The following is a 26,754-nucleotide window of genomic DNA, read 5'->3' as shown; positions in this document are numbered from 1 at the left end:
TTGGTCCACAGTGCAGCTTCATAAGGAAACAACAGCTTCAGTACACGCCAACAGGCGCCGGAGCATCAGATTGAATTCCAGAACATGGGCTCCGTATTGGTTTGTGTTGCCATTTATCTTGTCATTTCTCATTTTTTTCGCTTATCCGTTGTTCCGGGCTGGCATGATGAGCTTTCAGCAGGTTCTCCCTGGAGATGTTCAGTTTGTGGGGCTGGAGCATTACAGCAAACTCTGGAACGCCGACTTTCGGGATGCAATGTGGAATAGCACGCGTTATACCTTATGGACGCTGCTGCTGTTGGTTCCGGTTCCCATGGTGCTTGCCGTATTGCTCAATTCCAGTCGCATGATGGCGCGGAACCTGCTTCGCTCAGCCCTTTTTATTCCTGCACTGACTTCGGTTGTTGTAGCTGGGGTTGTATTCCGGCTCATCTTCGGAGAACTTGACGGAGCGCTGATGAACTCCATCTTGAGCGTCTTTGGTATTCCAAGCCAGCAGTGGTTATACAGTTCGTCACTAGCCATGGTTGCACTGGTCGTGCTTGCAGGCTGGCGCTGGATGGGCATTAACATGCTGTACTTTCTCTCCGCGCTGCAGAGCATTCCCAAGGATCTGTATGAGGCCGCAGATATCGATGGTGCTGGAGTGATGAGGAAATTCACGAATATTACGGTGCCTATGCTTAAGCCAATTACTATCTATGTGATTACGATTACGCTGTATGGTGGGTATGCGATGTTCACGGAGAGCTACATGCTCTGGGCAGGCAAACCCTCTCCGCAAAATATCGGACTGACAATGGTGGGTTATATCTATCAGCAGGGATTCCAATATTTTAATCTCGGATTCGGTGCAGCCATCGGCATCACATTGCTGGTGATCACGCTCCTGATCAGCATGCTTCAGCTGACCGTGCTGGGCATGTTCAGGAAGGAGGATTAGTACCTTGGGGACACGGAAAAATAAAATAAATGCTGCTTCTGTGCTGTTACTGGTGTTGTTTGTGGTTTTGGCTGTCTTGATGCTGTTTCCGCTGTATGCACTAATACTTGCCTCACTGAAGCCAGCTGCCGAATTGTTCCGGTACGGCCTCAACGTTCGTTGGGATTGGGCATTAATGAGCCTGGACAATTATAAGACGATTTTTGCCGGATCAGGAGCGGCAAGCCACTACTTCACGTGGTACAAAAACAGTCTGGTCATCACCGCGTTGTTCACAGTACTGAGCCTCTTATTTTCCTCCATGGTCGGTTACGGACTGGGCGTGTACCGGTTCAGAGGACAGAACCTAATCTTCACTCTTGTGCTGGTTGTGATGATGATTCCAATGGAAATTATTATCCTGCCCCTGTATGAATTGACAATTAAACTGAAGCTGATAAATACAGTATGGGGCGTTATTCTGCCTTTTGTGGTGGCGCCTTTGCCGATCTTCTTCTTCAGACAATTCGCTCAGGGTTTGCCCAAGGATTTTATGCATGCAGGCAGAATTGACGGCTGTACCGAGTTTGGCATCTTCTTCCGCATCATGGTGCCGCTGATGGCCCCGGCATTTGGGGCAATTGCCATCTTGCAGGCCATGAACAGCTGGAATAACTTTCTTTGGCCACTCATTGTGCTGCGGACAACGGAACAGTTTACCCTACCGATTGGGCTGGCTTCCTTCGTATCCCCATTGGGCAATCATTATGAGGAACTGATCTCAGGAGCCGTGCTTGCCATTGTACCCATCTTGATTCTGTTTCTTTTCTTTCAGCGCTACTTTATCTCAGGTCTCACAGTTGGCGGGGTGAAAGGTTAAATCAAACTCCCTCCATTTGACGATATGGATGTCCCAAGCTTCATTCAAGTTTTTATTGCCTCTGCTTCGAACTAGGAGATGGGATGGGGCATTCAATCATCATCTGAAGAGATGTAATCGATGTAAGCTCCACGTATGTGGAGTAACGGTTATAGGATTCGATTATCTTAACAAAAAACTTAGAGATTCTACTTTAGACGAAAGCATAAACGTCATTTTCGATGGATCGGTCAAAGGTATTTCGTAGAAGAGCTATACTCACCGGTTTAAGAGAATTAAACCCCTAATGGATATGATCACATATATACAGGAGGTTATAATGACAATGATTTCGAAGAAGTGGAAGCCGCTTATGATCGCGCTGCTTCTGGCTATTCCAAGTCTGCCGATACAGGTTAGCGCTTTGCCTGCGGCCGCGACGGATGCAGTAAAGACCGGTATCTCCAATGCCAGCCTGTCGGCCAAAGTTGGCGACTTAGGTCAGATTGAGGAGCTTTATATCAACAACAATCCTACCAATAAACAGGGGAAGCCAATCAATTTCGTCCTGCCTAACACTACATCGCCGCAGAATGGTACTCAGCACCAATGGATGGGGGAAATGATCTTCTCATACCGTACGGGTACCAATGGACAATTCCCTGATAACAGGGACGGCTTTGTAGAAGTTGATACCAATAAAACATTGGCTGCCGGGGGATCTACACAATATTCGACCATTAATCCGGATAACCCCTATATGAACAAGACCGCATCAGCAGACGGCAAGAAGGTAGAAGTCAACTATATTGGACAGAACCTGAATTCTACAGACCAGCGGGTAATGAAGGGCTTCGATGTGAAATCCGTTTTTAATATGGAGACCGATGACGGTTCAATGCTTTGGGAAATTACGGTGAAGAACAAGAGCAATCAGTATATCGAATTCGGGGATATTGGCTTACCGATGCCTTGGAACAACAAATACCAGACCTTATCCGATACCTATGATGACCGTGTGACGGTGCATAATTTCGCAGGTGCTGACAGTGGGTATTCTTATGCCATCCGCACCAGTGGTGAGGGGAACTTCATGCTCTTCACTCCGGTGCCGGAGAGCGGCGCTCGAATCGAGTATGTAGATTATTGGATGCATGAAGCAGGAGAGCGGCGTGCTGCAGACACCTTTAAGAACTGGACAGGAGATAGTGGCGGCTGGTATCCGGGGCTGAACGTGCTCTATATTCACTCCAAAGAAATCCAAAAAACGGGACGCGGATACTTTACTGATGCTTCCAGCCTCGTCCTAGGACCGGATGAGTCCAAGACATATAAGTTCAAATTCTCAGCAGTCCGTGGAGGAGACAACACGCCGCAGGAAAGTGCCCAAAGCCCAAATAACAGTTCGACCTCGATGGAAGACCGTGAAGCCAATCTGCGGTCCATCCTATATAAATCAGGCATGATTGATGCCGTAGCGGTGCCGGGCTTCCAGACAGCGATCAATATGCCTGTCAAGCTAGACCTGCACTATGACGACAATATCGTTGATGTACAATCCATCGATATTCAAAATGTGGCAGAGAATGATCCGTTTGACGAAGCGCATATTCCGGATATCAAGCCTGGGAAGAGCAGAAAAGAAATGGTTGACAACTCGCGGGCTGGACGTGGACTGCCTGAAGGAAACCCCGGCTACAACGAGTCGGTTGAGTTTGTGGAGACCAAGATCGTAAATGGGGAACAGCATCATATCTATTCACTTCAGTTTGATTCGATCGGCAACAACAGCGTGCGTATCGATTATAAACTGAAGGATGGAAACGAATGGGTGGATAAATTCACTCAATTTGAATTCAATGTTCTAGCCGAGCTGGATGCAATCTCGGATGCCCATTCCGAATTCATGGTTCAGCAAACACAGGATAAGAACCCGGAAAGTCCGACTTACGGTAACTATTTCGACTGGTACCTTTCAAGCGGAATGGATCTCAACACAAACCATTGGGGAGATGACTGGAGCCATGACAACATCAACTTCATGACGATGAAGAACTATCTGGCCCCCAACCCCGATGAAATTCGCTCTATCGAAACATACCTAATCGACTTCATGTGGGAACGATACATGAAGAATACGCAGGATAGCTACATCGTTGCGAACTGGCTGAAAGATTCTGGAGCGTACACTGACAAAGATAAACCTTATACACGTACGTTCTCCGAAATCATGGAAGCTACCGGATTTTTCAACATGTACCGGATTCAGAAGGCTTATCCTAATCTGATCGAGTACCGGGAATCGCCTCAGTTTTATCTGGAGAAAGCTTATAACATCTACTATAAGCGTGTTTCCACCGGGGCCATCGGATTCTATGGCGAGCAGCAAATCCCGGATATGATTGAAGCACTGAAGGAAGAGGGGATGCAGACCGAGTCAGCCAATCTGCAGAAGAAGTTCGCCCTCGACAAGGGACGGAATATGACGAGAGCCACTTATCCTTACGGCTCGGAATTTGAATATGATAATACTGGCGAAGAAGGGGCTTATGCAGCAGCGAAGGCGCTGCGCACATACTATCCTGCAGACGCGCTTACAGGTGCAGCTGAGAAAAGTATGGAAATGGCTGACTGGAAAACACGTGCCATGCGCGGGATTCAACCTACTTGGTTCCATTATTCCGTGCCCGTTTTCCGCGGCGGTGAAGGCTGGTGGAATTTCCAATATACTGCGTCTTTAGCAGGTTACATTATGGATGACTGGCTAAGGTATGAGAATGATGGCAGATCGGTGGAGCAGAAGGCAATTGCACAGCAGCGCAATTATGCCGCTAAGATTTCGAATTTCAATGCCGTCAATATGGGACAGATTTCGGCTAATTCAGTTGGCAGTACCTCTTGGAGATATTCGATGTATAAAGGAGGCACAGGTACGAAGGACGTATACGATGGCGGCTCACGCGTCATGAGTAACGGCTGGAATGATTTTTCGGGCGAATCAGAAGAAGGCCTCTATGGTTCCCTTCTCAGCATCAGCTCCGATATTGTTACAGATCCGATATTCGGGCTGTTCGGTTATGGAGCGCTGGTAACTGACGAAGGAGATAGCTACAATATTACGCCGAAAGACGGTTTCGGCAAACGGATCAATCTGATCGATGAGAAAATCTATTTGGAGCTGGAAAGCGATAAAGTAGAAAGCGCGCAAATTCAAAAAGATGGTAAGGGTTTTACTCTCCAGCTCCTGAATCCATCAGGGAAAGGGCATACTTCACGGATTTTGTTCGATGGAGTGGGGATCGAGAATGGCTACTATTCCATGAAGCTGAATGGTGCAGCTGCCGGACAGTTCTATGTTCAGAACAATGAAGGCGTTGCCATGTTTCAGATGGGTAGCGTGCAGCGTGCTGAATTGATTATTGAAAAGTCAGCCGGCGGTGAAAATGAAGCTCCGCAAATTACTGTAGAGCTGGCGACACAACATCCACAGGCGTTGATTCCATTTATGCTGAATGGGATTGTAACCGATGATGGCGCGCCGGAAGGGACTCTGTCTTATCAATGGGAAGTGGTCAGCGCCCCGGAAGGCGGCAAGCTAACCTTTACTCATCCGAAAGCAAGCATTACACTGGCTACGGGTACCAAAGCAGGCTCTTATACGGTTAAGCTTAGCGCAAGTGATGGACAACTGACTGGCTCCAGCCAGGTAATCTTCGAACTGGCTTCTCCGCCGGATAAACAGCCTCCATCAATTGGCCAAGTGACCGCGGTTCAGGATGTTGCAAATAACAGTATCGTAGTATTGTCCGGGGAGGCCATTCCTGACCCTGTGCATAGCGAGGCAGAAGAACCCCAGTTGAAGTACACTTGGGCCGTCAAGCAAAAGCCTCAAGGTTCAGCGGACATTTCATTTGTGGATGGTGACAAAACAGCAGCCTATGCGCGTGTAAGCATGGCAGGCACCTACGTGTTTACCTTCAGTGCGGCAGACGGAGACAAGAAGGCCAGCAAGGATATAACGATAGAGATTAAGGAAGATACAGTTGACGTTTACCGGGCACTCAGCGTTGTCACCAAGAAGGATATTGAACCAGAACTTCCTAGACAAATCTATATTCTGTCAGAGGAAGGGTATCTAGAGCAGGAAATCACTTGGGATGCTATTGATCCAAGCGGCTATGCTAGTGTAGGCCAATTTGAAGCCAGAGGAACGGTCAATGGCAGTGCCTTGGAGGTTTGGGCTACCGTACATGTCGTGAATACTGAGCTACAAAATGCGGCGCTGACAGCCAAGGCTTCCGCTAGCTTCTCTGGTGGCGACGGATATCCGGAAGCGATGAATAACGGCATTGAACCTAAAAGCTCGACAGATTTCTCGCCGAACCGCGGTGCCCCCAACAGTGCATGGCATAACTGGGGTAGAGAAGGAGATCCAGCATGGGTGATGTATGAATGGGATCAGCCATTCCTGGCCTCTTCTATGGATGTATATGTCTTCCAGGACGGCGGCGGGAACTTCCGTCCGAAGGATATGCAGCTAATGCTTCGCGACGAAGATGGGAAATGGTACACCCCTCGGGCCATAAAAGGACTTGGCAATGAGCTTAATCAGTACAATACAACGACCTTTGAGCCCGCATATATTACAGGTGTTCGTATGGATATGAAGCCTTTGGTTAATGGTTCAGGGATTCTGGAATGGAAAGTAAACGGCTATACGGGAGCGGTAGATAAGTCAGAACTGATCAAGGTCTATAACTATGTAAATACATTAAATGTTACGAACCTTGCAGAGCCTGGTCTTGCGCCAATTGAAGCAGCGAAGGCCGAAGCTTCTGCTGTAATCAAGAATATGAATGCCACAGACGAGGAAATTGCCCTGACGCTTGAGAAGTTGCTGACGGAGTTGCGTCTGCTCAGTCCGAGAGACGGCAATATGGCCTTCCTCGCAAATGCTTCTTCCAGCTATACCTCTCCTTGGGAGAGTCTGGCTGCAGTAAACGACGGAAATAAAAATGGCAACAACATTTCGCATTGGGGAACCTGGGGTCATGAAGGCGCAGAGGAGTGGGTGGAATATGAATGGCCGCAGGGTGCATCTATCCGGAGTTCGAATCTGTTGCTGTGGTCAGATGGCGGCGGAATCAAGCCCCCTACCCAAATTGTATATTCCTACATCCCTGCGGATAGCGCAACTGATGAATGGGTAACAGCGGGAACGGTTACGGAGGGAATCAAAGTAGTTGAACATACTCCAGCGGAATCCTCCAATCCGTACACGTTTGACTCGGTGCTGAATGTAAAGGCAGTGCGAGTAACCCTGACCAAGCAATCACAGGCAGGCGATAACGGTGTTGGCCTTTGGGAATGGGAAGTTCCCCAGGCCGGATCCACTCAAGATCGCGAGGCTCCAGTGACACCAGCCGGGGTGGCACCGTCCGTTCTCCATGGAGATGACGGCAAACTGATTGGTGTGACAACAGAAATGGAGTATAAGAAGGAAGGTGAAGAAGAATATACAGCAATTGCAGGAATTGAGGTCACAGGTCTCACCGCCGGTAAATATTATGTCCGGTATATGAAGACCGGTTCGCTGAGCGCCAGCCTGGATAAGGAAGTCGTTATTCCGCAAGGGCAGACACAGGAGCAGGCTGCACCAGATGCAAGTGGGTGGGGGATCTCACACGCCAATTCGAACACCAACATAAAAGGCATAATTGAGGGTTTGAATGATACGATGGAATACCGGAAGCTTGGCGAAGAGGACTACACGCCTGTTACAGATTCAAGTATCAACGATCTGGAGCCTGGCAGCTATCAGATCCGGTATGCAGCCACAGACATCCTAAAGGCAAGTCCGCCGGTAACCGTGGACATTCGCAATGAAGCCAGGGCAGACAGAGAGGCACCAACAGCGGAAGGACTCGTCATTACACCGCCTACAGCAGCAGGCGGAAATGACGGCAGAATTGAAAATGTGACAGCCGATATGGAGTACCGGAAGGTGGATCAAGGTGGTTACATGCCGGTGAGTGGAACCAGCATTGAAGGCCTCGAAGCCGGCAGCTACGAGCTCCGGTACGCCGGGACGGATATGAGCAATCCAAGTCCTGCTATCTTGATCGTTGTGCCTGACGGAACCAAGCAGGAGCAAAGTCCGCCGTCCAGTGCAGAGGTCAAGGCTGTAAATGTCAGTGCAGCTGGGGCCAAGGATGGTAAGATCACTGGTGTAAGTCCTGTAATGGAATATCGGCTAGTAGGAGTGGACGCTAGCAGCTGGAATGCGATCACAGGCACAGAGGTTACAGGTCTTGGCAACGGAATTTACGAGGTAAGATATAAAGAGACGGCAACTCATTATGCGAGCCAATCCCTTACTGTCGTTATCAGCAATCCAGTCATCAATCCGAAGCCTATGGAAACACCGCCGTCAACGGATGCACCTGTGTCAGTGACCACACCTTCACCGGTTCCTGAAAACATCAAAGTCGAAGGGAATTGGATTAAGATTGTGGCACCAAAGACGGATACCAAAACCGGTAAAGCTAAAGGAGCACCCATCCGGCAGGAAGACCTTAATGAGGCTCTGGAGCATGTAAAGGCGAATAGCAATAATATTAAAACAATTATGGTGGATATTCCGAAAGCAGAGGGAGCCCATTCCTATGCGGTTGAGCTTCCTGCAGCTGCACTAACCGCAGCGCATGCCAACATCAAGATCGAGATTAACACGGAATTTGGAACCATTGCAGTACCTTCTAATTTGCTAAAGTATGTATCAGATGCCAAAAATGTGGAACTGTCACTGAGCCGGCTAGATACTGTAAAGCTTCATTCAGATGTAAAATCAGTGATAGCCAGCAGACCTGTTATTGCATTCGCTGTCCAATTAGATGGAGAAGAAATGGCAACCTTGAATGCACCGGTTGAAATCAGACTGCCTTATACTCCTGATGTTGAAGAATTGGCCAATTCCAAATACCTTACAGTTTCGTACATGGCTGCAAATAGTACATTTGTTCAGCTACTGAATGGTAAATACGACAGTGCTCTACAAGCCATGGTTTTTCCAGCGGCAAATACAGGTCAATATGCAGTTGTTTATACGAAGAAGTTCTTCAATGATGTCATCAAGGATTCGTGGTACGCACCAGCAGTTGAAACAATGGCGTCCAAAGGATTCATCGACGGGACATCAGCAACAAGCTTTAGTCCTGAGCAAAAGGTCACAAGAGGTGAGTATCTAGCTTGGTTGGTAAGGACACTGGATCTCAAAGCAGAGTTCAACACCACCTTCAGTGATATGAAGCGAACAGACCTTTATTATGAGGAAATCGGAATCGCCAAAGCACTCGGGATCGCCCTGGGCACGAACGGCAGCTTCTATCCGGAAACGGAAATTGCTAGACAAGATTTGGCTGTGCTGACCATGCGGGCTTTACGAGCAGTGGGCAAAACCGAGCAGACCCATACAGCTGAGGATCTCAAGAGATTTACAGATGCAGCAAACGTAGCAAAGTACGCAGTTGATGACATGGCTGCAATGGTTAAAATGGGTTTCATAAACGGGCGAAGCAATGTCACCTTGAGCCCTGCTGGAACGACAACCAGAGCAGAAGCTGCTCAGGTTCTGTGTAAGATTTTCTTGCAGCTATAATTAAAGAAACCGACCTTGATCCTGTTTTATGCAGGAACAAGGTCGGTTTCTTTTTCAGGGAATGCTTCGAGCATGATGCCTTGCCAATGTTTAAAAAAACGTTATTAACTATGAGGGCATTAAGAACCAGGAGATGTTCTCTACTGTCCAGACAATAGAGCGTATCTTGAACCGTATGCATCGATAGCTCTTTATTCGCCAATTCTTTTTTTATGTCATTTAACAACTCATTTTCAACAGAGTCTAGCAATTCATAAATGTCAGGGAAGTATTGATAAAAGGTGCTACGGTTAAATCCTGAATTATTCGCAATTTCCTGAACTGAAATTTTCTCAAAGAATATCATCCGACAAATCATAAAAAACTGATGGTTGATCAATGAATAATGAAAATTTATAATCACATCATACAACATGTTGTCCGATAATCAAAAGAAATTTTAATAATAGGAGTGTTTTTAATGTCAACAAAACAAGATCGAATTCTAATTTTTGGTGCAGGTGTCATCGGGAGCATGTACGCAATTAAGCTTATTGAAGCAGGTTTTGACGTTACCCTGTTTGCACGTTCTAATAAATATAAATCATTAAGAGAAAATGGCCTGCGATATGAGGGAAAAGGTACAGTTAGATCGATACAAGTGAATGTCATCGATACGCTCGAAAATGATGATATATACGATTTCATTTTCGTTACCGTTCGTTATGATCGGTCCGAATCAGCATTGTTAGCGCTAAAAGATAATCAAAGCAAAAATGTAGTTACGATGACTAGTAATTCAATGGGATTTTCTTCGTGGCTGGATATCGTGGGGGATAGACTTTTACCAGCTTTTCCTGGCTTCGGCGGACAGATTAAAGATGGAGTATTGCATGCTCGATTTCTACCAAAGATTATAGCGGCAACAGCATTTGGAGAAATTAATGGTGTAGTGACAGAACGCATAGAAAACCTCGCAAAAATATTTAAAACAGCAAAGCTTCCTTACGTTATTAAAAAGGATATGCAGTCGTATCTAATCACACATTCCGTATCAGACATTGCCATGCTGAGCGTTTTACAATCCGAGAATAAGATAATTGACAAAAAAACAGCCAGAACCAGAAGGACGGCACGCAAAATAACAGTCACTTTAAAAGCGTATCTGAGGGCAATACAAAAAGCTGGCGTTTTAATTGATCCACCAATGCTTAAAATGGTGCTTAATATTCCAAACTTAATTTTGGATCTTTTCTTTATGACATGGCTACGAACGAATATGGTTAGGGATATGATGTTGCCGGATTATGCGAATAATGCTAACAATGAGATTGTTCTGCTGAGTAACGATTTAATGAAATTTTTAAATCAAAATGATATCAAATCGGAAATCATTTACTAAAATTACAGTAAATGATAATTCAAAAGTCGAACAAGAGCAGCTAATCAATGATCGGCTGCTTTTGTTCAACTATTGTGCAGGTTAGTTTAGTGATAAGATGACATACCCCATACGTAGAAAAGCTCAAAATCTAAATTATCCCGTTGAATCGGCTTAGTTAAGTTGAAATTTGCGGTTCATCTACAGGCTGTCGTCCACTTACCACAAGCATAATTACAGCAACAATGATAAGTATAAAGCAGAAGATAAATGAGTATCGGTAACCCACAATGCTGGCTACTCCACCACCAACAAGACTACCAATCAGCCTGCCGATTGTGGATGAATTCGAATAGAGTGTGGAAGCATATCCCGGCATACTAGGCAGCAGGTCCTGAATGTAGCTAATTCCAATCGCAGAAATGACGGCGACAAAAACAGCTAGCAAAATTTGTGCTGCAAGCATTTGCCACATCGCGTTCGAAATAAGGATAACGAAATAATAAGCTCCTCCGAAAATAGCCCCGCAAAACACCAAGATTCGGTTACTATACTTTGCACTAAGTAGACCGAGTACAATCATAAAAGGAATTTCCAGCGCAGCACATATACTGCTGACTAAACCGACATGATTTGTCGTTCCCCCAAGATTGTTTGTAATAAAGAGAGCCGTGTTTATACTGCTCATCCAATGAGCTGTATACATGAGTATCATAATGAGAAAAGGAATTAGAATATCCCGGTTTTGAGCCAGTCGGAAACTTTTTATATTCGCTTCAGCATTACTGCTCTTCATTTCTGTGTTTGATTTGAGAAACAGGAAAACAAGTAGAGTAACGAGTAGGAAAGCTCCGATCGTACCCAAAAAAATCCCCTTAAATCCAATAGCAGCGAGTAATAAAGTGCCGATTAAAGGACCTGTAATAAAGCCGAGAGAGAAAGCAGAACGCAAGGTAGAATTAGCAAACGCACGCTCAGTAAAATTACTCTTTATCACTGCTTCTCTAGAAATAGCGAACAACTGGGGCATCCCTGTTGCACCAAGGGCAGTAAACACAGTCATGTAAATGAACAAAATCGGAAAATCTTGAATAAACAAGTATCCACTAAAGGCCAGGACATTAGAGAGAGTAGAGAAAAGATATACGCTCTTCCGATTCAAGCCGAGGTCAGAACGTCTTCCGATTAGTGTACTGATCCATATTCCTGCAATTAGTGTAACAGCTAGATAAAGACCAAACATTCCAATAGATACGCCAAGCTGTTCCGTGAAATAAATAGATAAAAAGGGGGTACTGAGTGAAATGCCCATTCCCTGTAATGCCATACACATAAAGAGTAAAGCATACGAAGGAATGGAAAATAAGCTGATGAATCGATTGATCATAGTGTAAAATTACTCCTCAGAATTTGTTGTTGTGTAATCACCTTACATGACCTTGCTTAAACTCGTCTAATTGTATTTTACTGGTAAATTATTTACATTCACTTTGGGAAGCTTAAACGCTCATATTCATGGCTGGATAGAATCAATCGTACATCTTTATTATGTACTAAATGACAACACAAACAATATAACATTCGTGCCAAATGCTTGCCTAAACCTACTATAGACTCGTGTGAGTGTACAGTAAAGTAAAGACAGTTTCCCGGAAAAATGAGGTTCCCTTTTCACTATCAACAGGTTGTTTTTAAGGAAATACATAGTCATTTTTAGGACAGTACATGTGGAGCATGATCCAAGGCCTCATTCTGCTGTAAACTATGCTTGAAGCCACCAAAAATCCTTTTTACAAGATAGGGGGATGAGCGTTAAGTTTACCGCAATTAAAGACAGGCGATAGATTTAAAAAGATGAGGTTTCAAAACAAATCAGGTGTACGTCGCGCAGCAATCCAATCCAGACTTCCAGCGGGAGTCACCGCACAGCTACGAACGGATAGAGACAGCGACTATGTGTTCTTGCTTAACTTTTCAGGTGCTGTAGCAAGGGTTGAGCTTGACCAAAACGGATACGTGGATGTTGAATCAGGCGAAGTCGTAACAGGACAGGTTGAACTACCTGTGAACGGTGCTTATATCTTGCGACGGAACGCTAACACAGTGCAGAAGGACCTCTCTTTAGCACGTTATGTCAAAGGGAAGAACGTGGTACCTGTATCGGCAACAAGAATATTTCCCGACTCCAGAGTGACCATATTCCAAAACGATCAGGCTAAATCCGAGAAACTCAACATTCAAGGTAATGAGGTTTATTTTATTCAATCCGATACCAGGGATAAGGAAACTAATTACGTTACTTACCATCGGATTGGATGGAGGGACGATCACAATCATTTGTTGTACGAAATATCGAATAATACTGACAGCGATCTAGGTAAAGAGGATCTGGTCAAATTAGCTGAAGAGATGATTACATCTCGTTAGTGTTCTAAATAACAAACTCAAATACAAAGTAAAAGTGAGTATAGATTATCTAAGCAAAATGCGCCGATCTCAGTCGGAGAGCACTTTTGTTCAACATAAATAATCTTTCTTACCCTTGAATCCAATCCATAGTAAAGATAGAAGATTTGCTTGGCTACAACATGGATGCTCCACCTAAATAGGTATCCCCGAAGATTCCTTTTTGATAAACCTGGCAAAAAGTTGACTTATAGACGGGATATCTAACTACAATTCCAGTTTTTTGCCCTTTACTATATTAATGGTTATTATGTCGTGCTCCTTTTTTTATCTGTAAAACTGAAGGATAATATTGAACAAGAAATCTTCCACCCGGGAAGCAAAACGCGAGCAATAGGTGTATATTTCCAATATAATCGGATAGGCGGGAATTGTACATTTTTTCGGGGAAAGATCTTTATTATGTGTATAGGAAAGAATAAGCGGGGCTTATACAATAACATTAGAGATTGTAAACGCTTGCTTTGAATTCTGAGGATGCAATCAATGAATTACCGTAATCGCTGGATACTTGAGCGCTATTCTGAACCGAGCACGGGAATGCCTACATGCTGGACGATGAAGCGCCTCCCTTGTTCGCGTGCCTCAGCCAGCTGCTTCACCGGCGTCTACCTGGGGCTGCGCGCCTTGGGCAACGGTACGGAGAACACCAGCCCTAATTATGAAGGATTCGATTATTCCAATACCAAAGGAGATGCCTTATGAATCAACAACAACTACCTAAGCCCCACCAGCCGCTCGTAACCCACATCTTCACTGCGGACCCGTCCGCCCATGTCTACGAGGGCAAAATCTACATCTATCCTTCCCATGACCTCGATCATGACGAGCCGAGCAACGATAACGGCGACCAGTATAAAATGGAAGACTATCATGTCCTCTCGATGAACAACTTCGATTCCCCGGTGGTCGATCACGGCGAAGCGTTGCATCTGAGAGATATTCCGTGGGCCTCGAAGCAGCTCTGGGCACCGGATGCCGCTTATAAGGACAATACCTATTACCTGTTCTTCCCGGCACGGGATCATGACAGCATCTTCCGTCTAGGTGTGGCAACATCAGAGTCTCCGGCAGGCCCGTTCAGGCCGCAACCAAATTATATGGAAGGCAGCTTCAGTATCGATCCGGCCGTACTGGTGGATGACGACAATCAGTCATACATCTATTTCGGCGGACTCTGGGGCGGACAGCTGGAGAAATGGCAGACCGGCAGCTTCGTGCCAGATGCAGAAGGACCTGCTCCTGACCAGCCGGCGCTTGGACCGCAAGTTGCACTGCTTAGCGACGACATGCTGTCCTTCCAGAGCAAGCCTGCCGAGATATCGATTGTCGATGAAGACGGGAATCCGATTCTGGCCGGGGATGAGGACCGGAGATATTTTGAAGGCCCATGGATGCATAAATATAACGGCTATTACTACCTGTCCTACTCTACAGGAACCACGCATAAGCTCGTATATGCGATCGGCAAGAACCCGATAGGACCATTCACGTTCAAGGGCGAGATCCTCTCTCCGGTTATCGGCTGGACAACCCACCACTCCATTGTGCAAGTTGAAGACAAGTGGTATCTGTTCTATCACGACAGCTCCCTGTCGGAAGGCGTCAACCACAAGCGCTGCGTTAAATATTCTGAGCTGAAATACAACGAAGACGGAACGATCCAGAAGATCAATCCTTATCCGGGTGCTGAGTAAGCTGGCAGGTTAGCGGAAACAGATAAGATTACAAGATAAGGCATAACATGAGGCAGCTCCTGACGGGGCTGCTTTTTTGATAGGAGGATTAGCTGTGTCACTCAAACTTGGAGAAAATCTCTGCTGAACAAAAAATATTTTCACTGTGACACTATGTGTAGAACAGTAGAAAATGATTCTTTCTATAGAGGACCAGTATCATTAATCATAAGAGATCACTTAGAATATTTTGCAGACCCAATCGTTAGTCATCAAATGAGAAGTGAAGGGGATTAATAAGGACGCATTATTCTGGATATTAAAAGATAATAGCTCAATTTTGTGTAACCTTTTTTATTGATTGGTTTAGAGTTGCAGGAGAAAGGAGTGTAGAAGTTTCCAATTTACAATGAACGATTCTATTTAATTCTTGGGTACGATTGACAATAGTAGATTGCATATGTAGCATTTGAATAGTAACAATTAAACGATCATAACTAAACGGAGGGATTTTCCATGGCTAAAGTAAACGTAGGCGAAGAGAATGCACAACCAATTGAACTGTATTACGAAGATCATGGCGAGGGGAAACCCATCATCCTTATTCATGGCTGGCCTTTGAGTGGAAGATCCTGGGAGAAACAAGTACCTATCCTGATTGAAGCGGGCTACCGTGTTATCACGTATGATCGTCGTGGTTTTGGTCAGTCTTCCCAACCTTGGGATGGTTATGACTACGATACTTTTGCATCTGATTTACATAAATTGATTTTGCACCTCGATCTGCGCGATGCTACACTGGTTGGGTTCTCCATGGGAGGCGGCGAAGTAGCTCGCTATATCGGAACATATGGAACGGAACGGGTTTCCAAAGCTGTATTTGCAGGCGCTGTTCCTCCTTACCTGTATAAGTCCGAGGACAATCCACAGGGAGGATTGGACGATGCAACGATTGCTGAATTCCAAAATGGGGTTAAGGGTGATCGTCTAGCCTTCTTGGATGGATTTACAAATAACTTTTTCGCTGCAGGAGATCGTACAGACCTTGTGAGCGAACCGTTCCGTCTATATAACCGGGATATTGCTGCTCTGGCATCCCCTAAGGGTACCCTGGATTGCATTGCTGCCTTTGCTCTTACCGATTTCCGTCAGGACTTGGAGAAATTCAATATTCCGACCCTGGTTATTCATGGCGATTCCGATGCCATTGTGCCGCTTGAAGTCAGTGGACAACGTACACATGAATCTATCCTTGGCAGCCGGCTTGTTGTTGTAGAAGGTGGACCACATGGCTTTAATGCGACACATCCTGAAGCATTTAATGCAGCGTTGATCGAATTTCTGAAGAGCTAAGCTTGGATTAAAACTGGTTAGAAAAACATACGAAATAAAAAAAGAGCAGGACACCCTTTTGGAGTAGGGGGGTCCTGCTCTTTCAACGATTACAGAAATTCGACTGTATCATGTTGTTCCCGGACAATCCTGGTTGTATCAACCTTGTTGCGCAAGGAAGCGACCGCTTCTTCACTCCATGACGCAAGGACTGCCGACCAAGCCAGCTTGGATCCGCCGAAAAATAGTCCTGCGGAGATAATGGAACGCCAGCTGTTTAGCCAACCACTGAGTCGGGTGCTCGGAAAGCTGAATGCAGTAGAAGGGAACTTGCTGGTTCTGCGCATTTTTGAAGAAAAATCAAATGCAGAAATAGGTGAAATCCTGATCAAAAGCCTGGAAGCCGTCATGAAAAAAGTACACCCGAACCAAAAACCAAACTCAATGAGTTATTATCAACGACTTTCCTTACTGAAACACTGTCTGAAATTAATAGTACTTTGTATACGCCAACTAACCTGTATATTCTAATGAAGAGGGCTTCGTTCGAAGATAGAAGAAGACCACCTTAACCCTAAGTTTGATAATTAATCTAAGGCCAGGACATATGCATATATAAAAATCGAAAAGGTGAACAAATTGAAATATTTCTTACCATGCATAATCTTTTTGCTGTTATATACTGCATGTACTTCAACAGCTGAGCCTAACACCGTTACTGAGTATGTAAATACTAATGGTAAAGTAATGTCGAGGGTCAAGAACATATTCCCATTGAAGTCGCTATCTTAGCGGCTTTTTTATTTTATCGGTACAAGTTCGTGTCCCGAGCCAAGGACAAGAACTTGTACCGATTGCCGGAATGGACAAGAACATAGTCCGATTTCCGATTAGTGGGTATCTAAACAAAAAGCGATGTATTTAAAACATCAATAAGCACCATAGCAGGACAGTTTTCATATTTCTTTTGGTTCAAACGACTCGATAAGAGATAAACACGGACGGATAGGTATTAAAAAAGCGAGTATGTGTACTGGAACTAGCTGTCGATGACAAGAACATGCTCCCATTGCCGATTTGATGAATATCTAAGTGGAAGTGGTGGGTCTCTTTTGAATGACTAAACTCTAGAGACTGGATTATGATCAAAAAACGACAGGGGCAGATGCACTCGTCATCTCTGGAGATATATCAGTAGAAGGAGAGGCACGAGGTGTGGTGGAACAGACTGCACAGCATTTCGGTGGACTGGTTATTTTGATCAACAATGCTGGAACGGCTGCGACTAATCCGTTTGAAGAGGTCAGTACCGAAAGTTGGCCTTCGACCTGGATTTGAAATTGTTAGGAGCAGTTCACAGTTCTAAGGCAGCGGTTTCTCATATGCGTCAAAGAGGTGGGGTTCCATCCTTAATGTAACGGCGACGGTAGGAAAGAAACCATCTGCGTCGTCCTTGCCAACATCAGTCAGCCGGGCGGCAGGACTTGCACTAACGAAGGCCATGAGCAATGACCTCGCCAAGGACAATATTCGTGTTAACGCCGTGTGCATTGGTTTAATTCGTAGCGATCAGATTGAGCGGAAGTGGCGGGCTTCAGCACCAGAGCAAAGTTGGGAGGAGTTCGCTTCCGACCCGTTTCATGGCATCCCACTTAAGAGAATAGGTCAGACAGAAGAGGCGGCGAAAGTGATTACTTTTCTTGTATCAGGAGCAGCCTCCTATGTAACAGGAACTGCCGTGAACATAGACGGGGGTAAATCCCCTGTATTATAAAAAAAGATAGGTAGGTGTATATATTAAAAAGTATGAAGCATTAAAAAAGGCCCATAATAGGGCTTTTTTGTGTCTGAAGTTGAGATTTGCCGCGGGACAAGAACATTGTGTCATTCCCGATTAGGGTAGATCATAAGCCCATTTAAACTAGCGGGAAACGAAAGTTTAATAGAACCCAAGTAAGCAGCTTACAGATTCTAAGTGAATACGCAAACGGGACGAAGCAACTTAGACCTCTCCTTCATCCTGGCAGAAGGAATAAATGGTCCAAATAGCCACCAAGGACAGGTTGCTGATTGGTTCATTTGGTTAGAGTGATGAGATACCTTCCTACCTGGATTACTCTGTTTACGACGATGCTCTTGATTATAGGAATCGTCGCTCCCTGCCACCGGAGTATGCATAATGACTACTAGTCGCACGAAGGGTAGGACGGATCAATCGCTAATTCAAATGATTGGCTATTGCTTCAAAACCATGAGAAAACAATCTTGCCGTCTCATCACTGTGGCCTGGATAAGATGAAAATTGAACGATGACCATCTCTGCTAGTGGAGCAATATGAATGCGTTGCCCATAAAGTCCGTTTGCTTCGTATGCTTTGAAGCGGTTATGCGTGATCCACCACTGATTACGGTACGAATACCCTGGTCTTGCTTTGGCTCGATTGCTGGCGGCCAATAAGTCGCGTCGTCCTCCTTGCTGAATATCTCCAATTACTGCCTTAGGAACGATTCGATAGCCGTTGAAAAGGCCGTCATTACGCATCATCTCCGCAAATCGAGCTACATCTCTAAGCGTGGCATGAAGCCCTCCGCAAGCCTGTTCGGTACCTACCGAATCCACTACGAAATATGCATCCTCCTCGGTACCCAGCTTGGACCAGATTCGTTGGCTCAGAAGCTCGGCAAGTGAGGTGTCGTTTACCCGACCTAAAATCCAGCCCAATACTTCTGTAGGACCGTTACTGTATAAGAATGCCGATCCGTGTTCTTGAGACTTCGTAATTGAAGCAAGATATTCATGAATTGTTTTGGGCCCCGTGTATCCTTCTTTGGCAGGAATCGTGCCAATTGCAGTGAGGAGCAGATTACGTTGGTTATCGATATAATTTGCTTCCGGAAAAAAAATAGGATACTTACAGGATATCTGCATATCCAAAAGCTGCTGGATGGTTGCATCGCCGAATGCGCTGTCGGCCAGTTCCGGAATGTACCGATCGACACGATCATTTGCACCCAAGTTCCCTACGAACAACTCGATCGAGATTAGCGTTCCAATAAACGATTTGGTGACGGATGCCAGTCCATGCCGAAGTGTGGGCTCCATGCCCGAATAATACTTCTCATAGACAATCTTGCCACGATGCATGACTAGAAAAGCGTCCGTGTGAGTCCGTTCCAAGGCTTGTGAAAGCGTTGTGGCTCTTCCCGTGGCGTCCACAAAAGCGAGTTCATCCAAATGCAGTGGCTCGCTGGCGATAGGGGAGACATCGCCACCACTGCGATGCACGGTTGCTGTTGGTAGAAACCTGTGCGCGAAGTGCATATTCTGACGTATAATGTCTATTTGCTGCAGATCCATTCGCTCTCATCTCCTCCTTATGTTTTTCTATTCAACCTTGGGGGCTGGCGTGTACGGTACTTTGAAGCCTTTGGCCACAATCTGTTCCCGGCCACCGTGAAGATCGAGCCGCCGCTGTTGATCCTGTCTTGCTTCCGCGTCGGTCTTTTCCGGATCAACAATCTCACGCAGCTTCTGATTCATCCGGCTAACCACGTCTGCATACCGTGGGTCGCTAGCCAAGTCGTTTGATTCCCCGGGATCTTTAGCCAGATTGAACAGTTGCGGTGGATAATTGACGTAATAGATAAATTTATACTGCTCTTCCCGTACCATGAAAAAACCTGTAATACTGCCGGCGGCATGGTACTCGCTAAATACAACACGATTGGGCTCGATTTCCCCTTTGGCAAGTGGAAGCAATGATTTTCCCGGAAGATCGTGATCTTCAGGTTCCGGATGTGCTCCGACCATTTCGAGTATCGTTGGGAAACAGTCAACGAGAGAAATGTTATTTTGGATTTGTTCTCCCTTGGGCAGATCTGGTCCGGACATGATGAAAGGAACGGCCACAGATCCTTCATACATGGTTGATTTAAACCAAAGGCCATGTTCTCCCATGGAATCGCCATGATCGGATGTATAGATAATGCGTGTCGAACGGTCCAGGCCAGTTTCCCGCAGTGCCGATAATACCTCACCAACCTGGGCATCCATGAAACTGCAAAGGCCGTAATAAGCCGCAAGCGCATTGCGAACATCCCCTTCTTCCAGTTCATCGACAATACCGAGTAAGCGCCGGTACTCATCAATGACCGGATGGGAGCCGCGCTGATCTAATCCGTAATTTTTCGGAAGCGCGATACTCTCCAATGGATATAAGTCAAAGTATTCCTGTGGAGCAGTCAACGGATAATGAGGCGTGACAAACGAGACGAAGAGCACCCACGGTCTATCAATGCCTGCTGCCTCATCCCGGAGGAAATTCACCGCTTCTTTTGCAATGGCGCGATCATATTGCGTGTAGGAGGATTCGCCCGGGCCAGCCGCAAGAACCTGCTTGCGGCCCAGGTTCCCAGAAGGCAAGCCCGTCTCTCTGATCAGGGTGAACAGGTCTCCAACACCATTCAGCACATGGAGAGGGAGACGCTGATCGGGAAAGCCCGTGTCATCGGCAGCATCCCGGTAATGGAGCTTGCCTATGGTAGTGACGTGAATTCCTTGATTTCCAAGCCTGTGACCCCAACTTGGTTTGTTACCTGAATAGGGCGCAGCATTATCCCAGGAGCCGTTATCATGAGGATAACGACCGGTGGCAATGCTGGCACGAGAAGGAACACAAATAGGGCAATTACTATAAGCATTGGTGAAATTCACGCCATCCCGCGCGAGCTGGTCCAAATGGGGAGTCTGAATAAGGGGATGACCGTTGTGCCCCAGTATGTCCCGGTTATGCTGATCCGACATTATAAATAGTACATTTTGCGGTTTCGATGTCATAATCGAACGTCCTCTCCTACATAAACTTTATTTCTGTTCACAAATAATGCGATTTTGATGCGCACTTTATCCCTTATAACTATCCTGCCAACGAAGCAACTTGATTTCAAAGAACCGGACGATGGAATCGGACAATTTACCAACAATAGCAAAGATCGTGATGCCAACGAATACAATATCCGTCTGCATGAATGCGCGAGCGTCCTGAATCATGAACCCTACGCCGGTGTCAGCGCCCAAAAGTTCGGCCGTAACCAGGCATAACCATGCAATGGTTAGCGATAGGCGAATACCGAGTAAGATATTTGGCAGCGCAGCCGGAAGGACCAAACGCATCATCTGGCTGAATCGGCTGAATTCCAATACCCGGGCCACATCGAATAGCTTGGCATCCACGTTACGCACACCGAGAAACGTATTTACGTACAAAGGAAAGAAGGCACCCAGGGAGATCAGGAGCACTTTGGACAGTTCGCCAAATCCGAACCACAGGATGAATAGGGGGGTAATAGCCAATAGAGGTACCGTTCTTAGCATTTGTACAGTTGGGTTCACGGTTTCTTCAATCTTACGGAACATGCCGACGAATAAACCAAGAAGCAGTCCGCAACTTCCTCCAAGCAAGAAACCGAGCAAAGCCCGAACGAGGCTGATACGCAAATGATGCATCAACTCACCAGAGAGGGTCAGTTCCCAGTACTGTCGAAGAATGAGTGCCGGAGACGAGAAAAGTTGCGTAGAAATCGTTCCGGTCGAGCTTAAAATTTGCCATATGGAAAGGATCAAAACCGGGAGGATGGCTCCCCGGACGAATAGGTGCCATGAGCCGCCGGATGAACGAGGCATTGTCTTATGTTTCTTTTCACTATGTGCATTAGACCTAATAGGTACCTCCATGAATGTCCATTCCTTTCTATGCGGTTGTTAAATGTGATAGCCTTCCAATTCTTCCTTATGGCCAAGCTCGTTAAGAATAAGCGTACGAAGTTCTGTAAAGGAACGAGTGGTTCTGCTGCGGGGATAAGGCAGGTCGATCGGTACGATCGCTTTGATTCGGCCAGGCCTTGCATCCATGACGATGACTCGGGTGGACAAGAAGATAGCTTCATCAATATCGTGGGTAACCAATACCATTGCAGTGCGATTCGATCGCCATATGTCGAGCAGCGCTTCCTGCATATGGCTCCTTGTAAATGCATCTAACGCGCCAAAAGGCTCATCCAGCAAGAGAACAGCCGGCTTGCGCAGCAATGCACGGGCAATGGCTACGCGCTGGGACATCCCGCCGGATAACTGACGCGGATAAGCCTTCTCAAATCCATTGAGCTTGACCAGTTTAATCAGATCATCCACGGCTCTACGGACCGACGCTTCTCGCAAGGATAAATCCGCAGCAATATTTTTCTCTACAGTGAGCCATGGAAAAAGGCGATGCTCCTGAAAAATGAACCCTTTTTCCTGCGAGGGACTAAGTATTGGTTCACCCTTCAGTAGGACGTTGCCATCGTATTCGCCGTCAAGACCGGCGACGATTTTAAGTAGTGTACTTTTTCCACAGCCGCTTGGTCCGATGACCGCCGTGAAATCCCCTTCGTGAACGTCAAAACTTATTCCGTCTAGAACGGGAGTGATTTGTTGGTCCGTGTGAAATGTCTTGCTCACTTCATGAATGTGTAACAACGGCTGCATGGCATTCGCTCCTATCCAGTTAACATATTGACTTTGAAGTCATGTTGTTGGTGATCTTAGCACCTAAATCTTCCCAGTGTCAATACCCAAGTAAAATAAGTGGAATAATGAGATCAGGTGATCTATAAGAACGATTAAGGGGTCGAAATGTTATTGTGGTTTAAGGGGGTCTGGCTCTGTTACACTAACTTAGGAAGGTAATAAATACCCGTTGGAACAACCCAGGAGGTTTAATACAATGCCACGAAATGTGTTACGTGACACACAAATGCGCGAGCAACGCCGGAAGGAAATCCTCGATGCAGCAGCTAGCGTCTTTGCACGTCGCGGTTTACTGACTAAGATTGACGATATCGCGTCCGAGGCAGGACGCAGCCACGGATATGTATACAGCTACTTCAAATCGAAAGAAGAATTATTGCTTGCCGTCATTAAAAGGGGACAAGATCTGTACGGAGAACAGTTGAACAAAGCGATTGAACTTGAAGGGAAAGCTTCGGACAAATTCATGTATATTGCCACCAAGGTGTTGTCCCAAGAGTCGAACGCAGACAGTTATATGGTGCTGCTGCAGGCCATATTCACCGATTTGTTGGACGATCAAGAAAAGAAGAAAATTCGTGAACGTGGCAAGAAGAACCGACAACTTCTTGTTCAGCTAATTCACGAAGGTCAGGCAGACGGATCCGTGCGTCAAGGAGATCAGATTCATTTGGCGACTTTGTTTGCGACTCTAATACAGAACCTCATGCTGCTGAAGGCTCGCGAATACGAACCGGCGAACGAAACGACGATCCAATTACTTATGCAGATGATTGGTCCATAAGTAGGCATAATTTTTTTTTGAAAAAAGGGGTTGACATTCTGATTTTCCTGCTGATATGATTTACCCACAAAACAATTTGACTTGAAAGTCATGTTGTGAATTTGAATAGTCACCATGAAAAGAATCGACTGGACGACCAGAGATTCAGGCTTTAGCAGCTTGACGACTGTGTTGGAAAGTCTTTTTTTAATTCACAAAACCTATTATTTAGATCTGAATTGGGGGCATAAAGAAATGATGAGGATTACAACAAATAGAGGACGATTACTCTTTGTCTTCATGGTGATGGCTATTGTAATAGCAGGATGTTCAAACGCAGGGAATTCCACTTCGGAAAGAACACCTTCAAACGCCTCGGAAGGGAAAACAGACTCAAACGCGCAACCAGCTGGTGGAGAGGAGACAGTCAAAGTGAGAATTGCTGTTAATGGAAATTTGAATCCGCTTATCATAGCCCAGGAGAAGGGATGGTTGAAAGAAGGGTTCGAAAAACTTCATGCTGAAGTCGAATGGAGCAAATTCGCCAGCGGTCCACCCATTCTTGAGGCATTGGTATCCGGAAGGGTAGATCTTACTTTCCTTGGGGATGGTGCAACCATTACAGGATTATCGAACAACTTGCCCCTTCAGGTTGTCGGTCTGATCGGCGAAGGGAAAAACCTGAATTCCATACTTGTTCCGGTCGATAGCAGTATAGCGAAAGTTCAAGATTTAAAGGGTAAAAAAGTTGGATTAGGGAGGGGATCATCCTCCCATGTATATTTGATCAAAGTGTTGGAAGCAAACGGATTGAAGCAAGAAGATCTTACCATCATTAATTTGACGCCTGAGGATGCGCAAGCAGCCTTCGAATCCGGTCAATTGGATGCTTGGGTTACCGTCGATCCGAATGTGACACTGAACGTTGCCAATCATAAAGCGAAAGCACTTGATGCAAATATCGAGTTATTTGCGCCACTATCCATGGTCGCGCATTCTGAATTTACTAAGACTCATCCGGAACTGGTCGTCGAATATTTAAAGCAATTTAAACGTTCGCTCGAATGGCAATCGGAAAATTTGGATGAAGCGGCTCAGATCTATTCGGAGCAAACCAAATTGCCTCCCGAAATCATCAAGGTCGTCCTGGAACGTAGTTCCAACCTGCTAACTGCTTATTCAGAAGAAGCATTGGCAGCTCAAGAAGCAACGACCGCCATTCTCCTTCAGAACGACTTTCTCAAGAGAGAGATTGATTTTACGCAAGGCGTTAACGATAGCTTTGTTTTACAGGCCTTGGAATAACCTGGCTATTGTAATCGAAGTATGCTAGGAAAAATAACGCAGTTAAAAATGATTTTTAGAGACCGTTGATCAATGATTGACGGTTTTATGATGTTTGAAAAGTTGAAGGAAGACTGCCAAAAAGAGAGCCTTTTACAACAGTTTTAACAATCTCATAAGGTAAGTGCGAACCCCGCTAAATAAAATTAAAATAAAACTATAACAAGTTCGGAGGGAGAAGTTTTTATGGAAGACATTGAGCAGGACAAGAAGTCTTCTTGCTGCACACCTGGGCACGAGAGAGCATCCATTGATATCAAAATGAGTACGCGATTCAATACAAAACCGGTAATCTATCAAGATCATGGTAAGGAGCACACTAAATCTGAACCAACAGCTTCGAGCATGATCCGATTAGAGGGAGGTGACTTCTGTATGGGAACCGACGGTAATGAAGGTTTTGCAGAGGATGGAGAAGGGCCAGCTCGAAAGGTTTGGATCAGTCCCTTTTACTTAGATAGATATGCTGTGACTAATGCACAGTTTCAAGATTTTATCAGAGATACCCGTTACAAAACAGAAGCTGAGAAATTCGGCAATTCTTTTGTATTTTATCTGTTACTTGCGTCTGACCAACGTCGTAACCGAGCTACAATGGTCGCGCAGACCCCTTGGTGGCATGTGATTGAGGGGGCAAACTGGATGCATCCAGAAGGAAAAGGTTCTGATCTGGAAGAACGGATGAATCATCCTGTTGTACATGTATCCTGGAATGATGCACTAGCTTATTGTGAATGGGCAGGCAAAAGATTGCCTACGGAAGCGGAGTGGGAGTACGCTGCACGAGGAGGTTTGTTTCAAGCAAGGTACCCATGGGGAGACGAACTAACTCCTGATGGCAAACATATGTGCAACATTTGGCAAGGAGAGTTTCCGACCAACAATGATGCATTGGATGGTTACGTAGGAACAGCTCCAGTTGATGAATATGAGCCGAACGGATACGGGATTTATAATATGGCGGGCAATGTATGGGAATGGTGTGTGGATGTGTTTAATCCTTATTATCATCAGCAAACGCCTAATATCAACCCTCTAGAAAATGGAAGAGGTCATGTGCATTCCATGAGAGGTGGTTCCTATTTGTGCCATGATTCTTATTGTAACCGATACCGAGTAGCCGCCCGCAATAAGAATACACCAGACAGTTCCTCTGGTAATGTTGGTTTTCGCTGCGCAGCAAATCTAATTTAATGGAATGATAAGCAGCATTATAAAGTGTTTTGATTTTCAGAGGAGATATGAACAATGTTGTCGAGGGACAAGAATATATTCCCATTGAAGTCGCTAATTTAGCGGCTTTTTTATTTTATCGGTACAAGTTCTTGTCCCAAGCTAAGGACAAGAACTTGTACCGATTACCGAAATGGACAAGAACATGTTACTATCTCCGATTAGGTGAATATCTAAGTGGAAGTCGTGGTCTCTGTTGAGTAATTAACGCACTATTGGCTGGTCCCTCGCTGTACATTATCCTTTATGTTATATACGTAGAGTTGGTACGCTCCTTTACCAGTGAGGGGTGGGTAAAGGGGCGTACCTAGCTCTTGTTAAAGTTTACTTGGATTTTTGTATCTTCTGACAAAGACTTTTGAACTGCCGCCCAGGTGTCATGTTCAATATCGAGGGCATGAACAAAGATAAGCCCATGAGACCAGCTGAATTCAGGCGACATGTTCTGGTTTTTCATCTGTTGTTTCCTTAACCTCAAGAGGGTGAGCAGGCTCATGTAGGGGGCGGACATCCATTTCGGGCCACGGATGGTCAACTGATACTTTTTGCGGGGTGTAGTTCTGGTCCCCGACGA

At 45.6% G+C, this 26,754-nt stretch carries 17 protein-coding genes and 1 pseudogene; 12 read left to right on the top strand and 6 right to left on the bottom strand.

Annotated features, from left to right (window positions below; genetic code table 11):
• The first annotated feature begins 70 nt into the window (after positions 1–70).
• The 3 genes from ACDJ59_RS09235 to ACDJ59_RS09225 all read left to right on the top strand — a co-directional run bounded on the left by ACDJ59_RS09235 (position 71) and on the right by ACDJ59_RS09225 (position 9,438).
• Positions 71–943: a carbohydrate ABC transporter permease gene (locus ACDJ59_RS09235; RefSeq protein WP_413408523.1), complete on the top strand. Its 873-nt coding sequence runs from the start codon at positions 71–73 to the stop codon at positions 941–943.
• A gap of 4 nt (positions 944–947) precedes the next feature.
• Positions 948–1,802 (top strand): carbohydrate ABC transporter permease, encoded by an 855-nt coding sequence (locus ACDJ59_RS09230; protein WP_413408521.1) that lies wholly within the window; start codon positions 948–950, stop codon positions 1,800–1,802.
• 319 nt (positions 1,803–2,121) lie between these two features.
• Positions 2,122–9,438, top strand: a complete 7,317-nt coding sequence (locus tag ACDJ59_RS09225; protein ID WP_413408520.1) for a DUF5695 domain-containing protein — start codon at positions 2,122–2,124, stop codon at positions 9,436–9,438.
• Here the strand turns inward: ACDJ59_RS09225 and ACDJ59_RS09220 are convergent.
• The gene (locus ACDJ59_RS09220; RefSeq protein ID WP_413409752.1) at positions 9,362–9,784 is read right to left on the bottom strand and encodes a TetR/AcrR family transcriptional regulator; all 423 of its coding nucleotides are present in this window, start codon (positions 9,782–9,784) and stop codon (positions 9,362–9,364) included. The genes ACDJ59_RS09225 and ACDJ59_RS09220 overlap by 77 nt on opposite strands.
• Positions 9,785–9,898: 114 nt before the next feature.
• Here ACDJ59_RS09220 and ACDJ59_RS09215 point away from each other — a divergent pair, with 114 nt between their 5' ends.
• Positions 9,899–10,819: a ketopantoate reductase family protein gene (locus tag ACDJ59_RS09215; RefSeq protein ID WP_413408518.1), complete on the top strand. Its 921-nt coding sequence runs from the start codon at positions 9,899–9,901 to the stop codon at positions 10,817–10,819.
• Between the two features lie 157 nt (positions 10,820–10,976).
• Here ACDJ59_RS09215 and ACDJ59_RS09210 read toward each other — a convergent pair whose 3' ends face one another.
• Positions 10,977–12,185: a sugar efflux transporter gene (locus ACDJ59_RS09210; protein WP_413408516.1), complete on the bottom strand. Its 1,209-nt coding sequence runs from the start codon at positions 12,183–12,185 to the stop codon at positions 10,977–10,979.
• A gap of 467 nt (positions 12,186–12,652) precedes the next feature.
• On the opposite strand from ACDJ59_RS09210, the gene ACDJ59_RS09205 reads away from it, so the two are divergent.
• From ACDJ59_RS09205 to ACDJ59_RS09185, 5 genes and pseudogenes are all read left to right on the top strand, one after another.
• Complete coding sequence (locus tag ACDJ59_RS09205; protein ID WP_413408515.1) at positions 12,653–13,225, top strand: Beta-galactosidase C-terminal domain; 573 nt, start codon at positions 12,653–12,655, stop codon at positions 13,223–13,225.
• Positions 13,226–13,965: 740 nt separating this feature from the next.
• On the top strand, positions 13,966–14,961 hold the full coding sequence (locus ACDJ59_RS09200) for a glycoside hydrolase family 43 protein (protein WP_413408514.1): 996 nt from the start codon (positions 13,966–13,968) through the stop codon (positions 14,959–14,961).
• A gap of 495 nt (positions 14,962–15,456) precedes the next feature.
• Positions 15,457–16,293, top strand: coding sequence for an alpha/beta fold hydrolase (locus ACDJ59_RS09195; protein WP_413408512.1), 837 nt, complete (start codon positions 15,457–15,459; stop codon positions 16,291–16,293).
• Between the two features lie 147 nt (positions 16,294–16,440).
• On the top strand, positions 16,441–16,803 hold the full coding sequence (locus ACDJ59_RS09190) for an RNA polymerase sigma factor (protein ID WP_413408510.1): 363 nt from the start codon (positions 16,441–16,443) through the stop codon (positions 16,801–16,803).
• 624 nt (positions 16,804–17,427) lie between these two features.
• Positions 17,428–18,046, top strand: a pseudogene (locus ACDJ59_RS09185) (SDR family NAD(P)-dependent oxidoreductase); the annotation flags it as partial.
• Positions 18,047–18,490: 444 nt separating this feature from the next.
• Here ACDJ59_RS09185 and ACDJ59_RS09180 read toward each other — a convergent pair.
• From ACDJ59_RS09180 to ACDJ59_RS09165, 4 genes are all read right to left on the bottom strand, one after another.
• Positions 18,491–19,630 (bottom strand): serine hydrolase domain-containing protein, encoded by a 1,140-nt coding sequence (locus ACDJ59_RS09180; protein ID WP_413408509.1) that lies wholly within the window; start codon positions 19,628–19,630, stop codon positions 18,491–18,493.
• Between the two features lie 27 nt (positions 19,631–19,657).
• A complete protein-coding gene (locus ACDJ59_RS09175) occupies positions 19,658–21,109 on the bottom strand; it encodes a sulfatase-like hydrolase/transferase (protein WP_413408507.1) in 1,452 nt (483 codons plus the stop codon).
• A gap of 66 nt (positions 21,110–21,175) precedes the next feature.
• Positions 21,176–21,955 carry an ABC transporter permease gene (locus ACDJ59_RS09170; protein ID WP_413409750.1) on the bottom strand — a complete coding sequence of 260 codons (780 nt, stop codon included), beginning with the start codon at positions 21,953–21,955 and terminating at the stop codon, positions 21,176–21,178.
• Between the two features lie 78 nt (positions 21,956–22,033).
• A complete protein-coding gene (locus ACDJ59_RS09165; RefSeq protein WP_413408506.1) occupies positions 22,034–22,798 on the bottom strand; it encodes an ABC transporter ATP-binding protein in 765 nt (254 codons plus the stop codon).
• A 238-nt stretch (positions 22,799–23,036) separates the two neighbouring features.
• Between ACDJ59_RS09165 and ACDJ59_RS09160 the strand changes: the two genes are divergently transcribed.
• The 3 genes from ACDJ59_RS09160 (at position 23,037) to ACDJ59_RS09150 (ending at position 26,141) form a co-directional block, all read left to right on the top strand.
• Positions 23,037–23,624 (top strand): TetR/AcrR family transcriptional regulator, encoded by a 588-nt coding sequence (locus ACDJ59_RS09160; RefSeq protein WP_413408504.1) that lies wholly within the window; start codon positions 23,037–23,039, stop codon positions 23,622–23,624.
• A gap of 114 nt (positions 23,625–23,738) precedes the next feature.
• Positions 23,739–24,908, top strand: coding sequence for an ABC transporter substrate-binding protein (locus ACDJ59_RS09155; protein WP_413408502.1), 1,170 nt, complete (start codon positions 23,739–23,741; stop codon positions 24,906–24,908).
• A 225-nt stretch (positions 24,909–25,133) separates the two neighbouring features.
• Complete coding sequence (locus ACDJ59_RS09150) at positions 25,134–26,141, top strand: formylglycine-generating enzyme family protein (RefSeq protein ID WP_413408501.1); 1,008 nt, start codon at positions 25,134–25,136, stop codon at positions 26,139–26,141.
• The last annotated feature ends 613 nt before the right edge of the window (positions 26,142–26,754 follow it).

Origin of the sequence: Paenibacillus amylolyticus, from assembly GCF_047302515.1 — a bacterium.
Lineage (GTDB): Bacteria > Bacillota > Bacilli > Paenibacillales > Paenibacillaceae > Paenibacillus > Paenibacillus amylolyticus_G.
This window is presented reverse-complemented; position numbering and strand designations above follow the sequence as displayed.